The organism is Lachnoclostridium sp. (assembly GCF_031997925.1).
GTDB lineage: Bacteria > Bacillota > Clostridia > Lachnospirales > Lachnospiraceae > Lachnoclostridium.
Map to the genome: position 1 here is coordinate 111,400 of NZ_DAMADT010000011.1, position 6,156 is coordinate 117,555.

General features: G+C 36.1%; 8 protein-coding genes and 1 pseudogene. 8 read left to right on the forward strand and 1 reads right to left on the reverse strand.

Going from position 1 to position 6,156, the window contains the following annotated elements:
* Window positions 1-155: 155 nt before the first annotated feature.
* Window positions 156-398, reverse strand: coding sequence for a hypothetical protein (locus RTP52_RS09700; RefSeq protein WP_312370872.1), 243 nt, complete (start codon window positions 396-398; stop codon window positions 156-158).
* A gap of 92 nt (window positions 399-490) precedes the next feature.
* Between RTP52_RS09700 and RTP52_RS09705 the strand changes: the two genes are divergently transcribed.
* The 8 genes and pseudogenes from RTP52_RS09705 to RTP52_RS09740 form a co-directional block, all read left to right on the forward strand.
* Window positions 491-1,213, forward strand: coding sequence for a phage antirepressor (locus RTP52_RS09705; RefSeq protein WP_312370873.1), 723 nt, complete (start codon window positions 491-493; stop codon window positions 1,211-1,213).
* A gap of 530 nt (window positions 1,214-1,743) precedes the next feature.
* Entirely contained in the window at window positions 1,744-3,174 is a 1,431-nt protein-coding gene (locus RTP52_RS09710; protein WP_312370874.1) for a hypothetical protein, read from the forward strand.
* Window positions 3,175-3,184: 10 nt separating this feature from the next.
* On the forward strand, window positions 3,185-3,355 hold the full coding sequence (locus RTP52_RS09715) for a hypothetical protein (RefSeq protein ID WP_312370876.1): 171 nt from the start codon (window positions 3,185-3,187) through the stop codon (window positions 3,353-3,355).
* 4 nt (window positions 3,356-3,359) lie between these two features.
* Window positions 3,360-4,190, forward strand: coding sequence for a recombinase RecT (locus RTP52_RS09720; protein WP_312370879.1), 831 nt, complete (start codon window positions 3,360-3,362; stop codon window positions 4,188-4,190).
* Window positions 4,177-4,980: a PD-(D/E)XK nuclease-like domain-containing protein gene (locus RTP52_RS09725; protein ID WP_312370882.1), complete on the forward strand. Its 804-nt coding sequence runs from the start codon at window positions 4,177-4,179 to the stop codon at window positions 4,978-4,980. The genes RTP52_RS09720 and RTP52_RS09725 overlap by 14 nt, the downstream gene beginning before the upstream one ends.
* The gene (locus RTP52_RS09730) at window positions 4,981-5,262 is read left to right on the forward strand and encodes a hypothetical protein (protein WP_312370884.1); all 282 of its coding nucleotides are present in this window, start codon (window positions 4,981-4,983) and stop codon (window positions 5,260-5,262) included. It abuts the gene before it with no gap.
* A 130-nt stretch (window positions 5,263-5,392) separates the two neighbouring features.
* The gene (locus RTP52_RS09735) at window positions 5,393-5,767 is read left to right on the forward strand and encodes a hypothetical protein (protein ID WP_312370885.1); all 375 of its coding nucleotides are present in this window, start codon (window positions 5,393-5,395) and stop codon (window positions 5,765-5,767) included.
* Window positions 5,768-6,156, forward strand: a pseudogene (locus RTP52_RS09740) (hypothetical protein); the annotation flags it as partial.

The following is a 6,156-nucleotide window of genomic DNA, read 5'->3' on the forward strand; positions in this document are numbered from 1 at the left end:
AAAAACATATGAATTCGAAAGTATCAAAGAAAGAGAATCAAGACTTTTGGCTACCGCCGAAACAATGTTTTCGATTTGTAAAAGCGATAGCCTTAGTATCTCAGATTACGAAAGAATAAAGATGATACTCGATGGATTAGTATATAACAGAACTATTATTCATGGTCAATCATAGACTTAATTGATTCGTCCGTCATGTTAGAAAAATATCCAAATGCATTATAAAATTCTTCTGATAAATATTCCATTTGTGCAATATCTTCTGGCATAGATCTACCGCTAAAAGTATCGTTACGTATAGCTTCTTCTAGTTTAGACTTGGCATACACAAGAGCCATGTCATAAGAAGCTTTCTCGGTATCAATTTGTGAAAGCTCAGTTTTAATTATATTAGGCATAATTACTCTCCTCTCATATGTACTAGGCTTTGCAGATCCTGTAAGGAGATTCTAACACAAAAAAACAAAATATTCCATAAAGGAGGAAATAAGTGGAGCAATTAAAAGTATTTGAGAATCCTGAGTTTGGACAAGTTAGAACAGTAACTATTAACAATGAGCCTTATTTTGTGGGAACTGATGTTGCAACAATATTAGGATATGCAAAAACACAAAACGCTATCGCTACTCACATAGATAAAGATGATGCCCTAAAACAAGGCATCACCGATTCGCTTGGAAGATTGCAAGAGACAACAGTTATTAACGAAAGCGGATTATATGCTCTCATTTTAGGGAGCAAGTTAGAAAATGCCAAACGATTTAAGAAGTGGTTAACAAGCGAAGTACTACCTTCGATTCGCAAGCATGGAATGTATGCAACAGATGAATTGATTAATAACCCAGACTTGCTTATAGCAGTAGCAACGCAGCTTAAAGAAGAACGTCAAGCAAGGGTACAAGCCGAACAAAAGATAATTGAAATGAAGCCTAAGGCAGAGTTTTTCGATACCGTAGCTGATAGTAAAGATGCTATTGAAATTGGACAAGTTGCAAAATTAATCGGAAGCATAGGAAGAAACAGACTTTTCGAGTTACTAAGAGATAAAAGGGTATTGATGAATAATAATCAGCCATATCAAAAGTATATTGACAATGGATATTTCCGAGTTGTCGAGCAGAAATATACAAAACCAAACGGTGATACCTGTATCAATATAAAAACCTTGGTTTATCAAAGAGGAGTTGACTATATTAGAAAACTAATTGCATAGAAAGAAGGTGGATTATGAGGACATGCCTTAATTGTAAGTACAGAGATATAAGACCTAATGTATCAAAATGTTATCAATGTCAAGAGACTAATACGTTTATAAATTGGAAAAGTGATTTGCTACATAAAATTTTAGGCGGTGCAATAGAGGTTTTACTTTTATTAGCAATGATAGTATCTGCAGTATGTGTTATAGCATCACCTAACCGTGATACTCGGACTTCATGTGTTATTCTTGCGGTATCTGGAAGTGTTGGTTTTTGTATTTGTCTACTAGCATTGGAGTATATTTACAGGATATATGAGAGGAGGAGAATAGAATAGGAGCATTATATTTTTGGAGTAAATACTGCGGAGAGCCATGGAATGTGTCGGAATCTGTTGAATATGCAAAAGATAACTACACATGCCCTAAGTGCAGAGCAAAACTAATAAGAAAAGTAAAAAGCACCCAAGCGAGTGCGAATCGCTAAGGTGCAACAACTAAAAATAATCTATGGGTATCATAGCATACCGGAAAGGACTTTGTAAATGAGAATTTCTAAAATTAGTATTAAAAGCCTGTTTGGAATTAAAGAAAAACAACTTGGAGGAGAAAGCGTTGAGCTTATTGGCAAGAATGGAGCTGGAAAGTCTAGCGTTATCGACAGTATTAGATTAGCACTTACTAACAGCAGTAATCGTGATTATAAAGTTAGAAATGGAGAAACAGAAGGCGAGATCATCATTGAGACTGATACCGGTTTAAAGATAGACCGTAAGATTCGTACTAACAAGGCTGACTATAAGAGTATTAAACAGAACGGTGCGGAGGTAGCTAGTCCAGAGACATTCCTTAAGGATATCTTTACATCATTGCAGCTTAACCCTGTCGAGTTTTTGGCTATGAATAAGAACGAGCAAAACTCTATTATCCTCAACATGATTGAGTATCCATGGGATTTAAACACTATTAAAGAATGGTTTGGTGAGATTCCTTCATGGATTAATTATGATCAGAACATTTTACAGATATTGAATGATGTTCAATCAGAGAAAGGTCGCTATTTTCAAGATAGACAGGATATAAATCGTGACATTCGAAATAAAAAGGCAATCTGTGAGGATATTGCTGCAGAAATCCCAGCGAACTACAATGTGCAGTATTGGGAGAATGCTAATGTTGGAGAGATTTACACCAAGATTGAGCGAATCAGAAAAACCAATCAAATGATTGATCGTGCAAAAATGTTGCAAGATGGTCGCGAAAGCAAGGTCCGTAAATTCCAAGCAGATTTAGAAATTGGGAAAGCAGCTTTAGATACTGAGTTTGGTAACAAAGAGAGTTACATAGAGAAAGAGATTATCAAGCTACAAAATCAAATAAAAGAGTTAGAAACCGAAAAGAGTGGACTTGGAGAAAAGAAACAATCAAAGATTGCATTGCTTGAACAAGAATATAAAGCGAATGTCGCTAAGTTTGATGCGGAAGTTTCTGAGTATGCAGAGTATCTCACGATGGAACCACAAGATACTACTGGACTGCAGAAAGATGCCGAGAAGGTAGAAGAAATGAAAGGCCTTATCAACGAATATCGTCGTATGCAACGTACAGAGGGAGAAATTGATGAACTTAGAGCGCAATCTCAAGTACTCACTGACAAGATCGATAAAGCTAGAACTCTTCCAGGTGAAATACTTGCAAATTGTACTATTCCTATTAATGGTTTAACCGTAGTAGATGGAATCCCATTAATTCATGGATTACCAGTATCTAATCTGTCCGATGGCGAGAAACTTGACCTTTGCGTAGACGTAGCAATTCAAAAGCCTAACGGATTACAGATCATCTTAATTGATGGAGCTGAGAAGTTATCTACTGAGCTTAGAGATAAGCTATATCAGAAGTGCAAGGACAAAGGCCTACAGTTTATTGCAACTAGAACTACTGACGATGATGAATTAACAGTTATCGAGTTTTAGGAGGTGCCTTATGCAAGCGATTGGTATTCCATCCGGTACACTTACAAAGGATGAAACTCTCGAGTTGGCCAAGTATCTCTTAAAAGCCGGATATGCTGTAAAAGTGTGTGATAGAGAGCTAAAAAATAAGAAAAAGCTCAAATGTGTTTATTTCGAATCTATAAATAAAATGGAGGAGTAGTCTTATGGGAAATGAATTAACAGTATTAGGGCAGGTTAAAGGCTACTTGTCACAGGAGACTGTAAAAAGTAAATTTAATGAGGTTTTGGGGAATAAAGCTCCCCAATTCATGACCTCAATTACGAATGCAATCGGAAGTAATGCATCTTTACAAAAATGTGAAGCTAACTCAATTATGAGTTCTGCTTTAGTAGCTGCAACGTATGATTTGCCGATTGATAGCAACTTAGGTTTCAGTGCTTTAGTTCCTTATTATGACAATAAAAACAAGATATTTAAAGCTCAATTTCAAATGATGTATAAGGGGTTTGTACAGCTTGCTATTCGTTCTGGTGCATATGAGGGAATGAATGTTTCGGAAGTTTATGAGGATGAATTGGTTGATTATAATCCCATAACAGGTGAAGTAAATCTTGCAAAAACATTTTCTTTATGCACACAAAGAAAAGAAGGTAAAAAAGATAAAATAGTAGGCTACTATGCATGGTTTAAATTACTTACTGGATTTAGAAAAGACTATTTTATGACAGTAGACGAAGTAAGAGTTCATGCAACAACATATTCTGCTAGTTATAAAAAAGACCTTGAAAAAGGGTGGAGTACAAGCAAATGGACAACTGATTTTGATGCAATGGCAAGAAAAACAGTTTTGAAACTTCTTCTTTCCAGATGGGGCGTGTTGAGTATTGAAATGCAAAGAGCGATACAAGATGATCAGAAAGTTTTTGATGATGAAGGACAAGCAGAATATACAGATAATCAACCAGCAAAAGAGGAGACAACAGATCCATTTGCAGTGAATGAAAGTGAGGTACTCGAACATGATGTTAACTAGTGAAAATTATTATAGTCAAGAAGCAAATAGAGAGTATATATCTGCAAGCCAATATAAAGACTTTATGGGTACGTATGGAAAGCCTGGTTGCGAAGAATACGGCATTGCAAAGCTAGATGGTACATGGGTTGAGGACATGGAAGAATCAGACGCTTTAATGGTTGGTTCTTATGTTGATTCTCACTTTGAAGGAACATTGGATTTATTCAAAGCTCAACACTCTTGTATGTTCAAAAAAGACGGTGAATTACTAGCTAAATATATTAAAGCAAATGACATGATTACAAGATGCGAAAGAGATAGTGAATTTATGAAGTATATGGCAGGCGAAAAGCAAGTTATCATGACTGCTGAAATGTTCGGAGCAAAGTGGAAAATTAGAATTGACAGCTATCACGAAGGTAAATGCATTGTAGACCTTAAGACATGCCAATCGATTACTAAACACTTTTACCATAAAGATATTGGATATGTTAACTTCCTCGGAGAATGGGGGTATTACATTCAAGGAGCAATATACCAAGAAGTAGTTAGGTTAAACACTGGAATGAGGTTACCGTTCTATATTGCTGCAGTAAGTAAAGAAAAAGTTCCGAACATTGAAATTATCCAATGTGAACAAGGTTTGCTTGATGAAGCATTAACAGAAATTAAAAGCAACACTCAGAAAATTCTATCCTTGAAAGGCAAAGAGTTTACACCTATCCGTTGTGGAATTTGTGATTATTGCAAGCACACTAAGGTTCTTACAGGTCCGATATGGTCCAGTGATTTACTAGGAGAGGTGTAGATGAAAAGTATTCTAGTTGAAGATACAGAGCATTGCGTATTCTGTGGTAATCCGAATGTTGAGGAACATCATGTTTTCTTCGGTACAGCAAATAGAGCAAAGGCAGAAAAGTATCACTTAACGATACCAGCTTGCAATGAACACCACACAGGAAGCGCAAATTGCCCTCACAAGAACCGAATTATTGATTTAGCGTTGAAGTGTTGGGGACAGACAGTTTATGAGCTTAAAATTGGAAATAGAAGCGATTTCCGTAGAGATTTCGGAAAGTCGTATCTATAAAGTAACTATTGACTACACTGTCTAAACTAAGGCAGTGCACCCGAAGAGTACATATCACAAATTATTACTCCTTATTCGGTACATGGGGAGCTAGCCACTCCCCTATAGCAAAAAGAAACGGAGGAATCCGATGAAATATAAATTTACTATACCAGGTCGGTTGGATGCTCTAAACGAATACACCTCAGCTAATCGTCAAAATCCATATGTTGGAGGAAAGATGAAACGAGACAATGAGAGTATCGTTATATGGTCCATACGACAGCAATTAAAAGATGTTAGTATATCGAATCCGGTAATAATACATTATGCGTTCTACGAGAAAAACAAGCGTAGAGATAAGGACAATATCCTTAGTGCAGCTATGAAGTTTATTCAAGACAGTCTTGTTAAGTGCAGTGTATTAAAAAATGATGGATGGAATGAGATAGAGAATTTTACACATATCTTCTCGGTTGATAAAAATAATCCTCGTATTGAGGTAACTTTGGAAGAGGTGGTGTAGTTGGATGGTTACATAAAACTACATAGAAAAATATTGGAAAATCCGGTTGTTTGTAAGGACAGTGAATACTTGTCAATATGGATTTATCTACTGTTAAATGCAACGCACAAAGAGTGTGACGCGGTGTTCAAAGGCGAGCGAATAACCCTATTACCTGGACAGTTAATAACTGGCAGAAAGTCTATTGCAAAGCAATTTAACATCAATGAAAGCAAGGTACAACGAGTTATAAAAAAGCTTGAAATCGAACATCAAATCGAACAACAAACAAGTAATGAAAACCGCCTAATAACTATACTTAATTGGGATGATTACCAAAAAGGCGAACAACAGATTGAACAACAAGTGAACAACAAGCGAACAACGGATGAACAACAAGTGAACACAAA

Excerpts from the sequence above, each read along its gene's own strand:
- RTP52_RS09730 (WP_312370884.1), top strand. The coding sequence starts at position 4,981 with ATGAAAAGTATTCTAGTTGAAGATACAGAGCATTGCGTATTCTGTGGT.
- RTP52_RS09715 (WP_312370876.1), top strand. The coding sequence starts at position 3,185 with ATGCAAGCGATTGGTATTCCATCCGGTACACTTACAAAGGATGAAACT.
- RTP52_RS09720 (WP_312370879.1), top strand. The coding sequence starts at position 3,360 with ATGGGAAATGAATTAACAGTATTAGGGCAGGTTAAAGGCTACTTGTCA.
- RTP52_RS09700 (WP_312370872.1), bottom strand. The coding sequence starts at position 398 with ATGCCTAATATAATTAAAACTGAGCTTTCACAAATTGATACCGAGAAA.
- RTP52_RS09710 (WP_312370874.1), top strand. The coding sequence starts at position 1,744 with ATGAGAATTTCTAAAATTAGTATTAAAAGCCTGTTTGGAATTAAAGAA.
- RTP52_RS09735 (WP_312370885.1), top strand. The coding sequence starts at position 5,393 with ATGAAATATAAATTTACTATACCAGGTCGGTTGGATGCTCTAAACGAA.
- RTP52_RS09725 (WP_312370882.1), top strand. The coding sequence starts at position 4,177 with ATGATGTTAACTAGTGAAAATTATTATAGTCAAGAAGCAAATAGAGAG.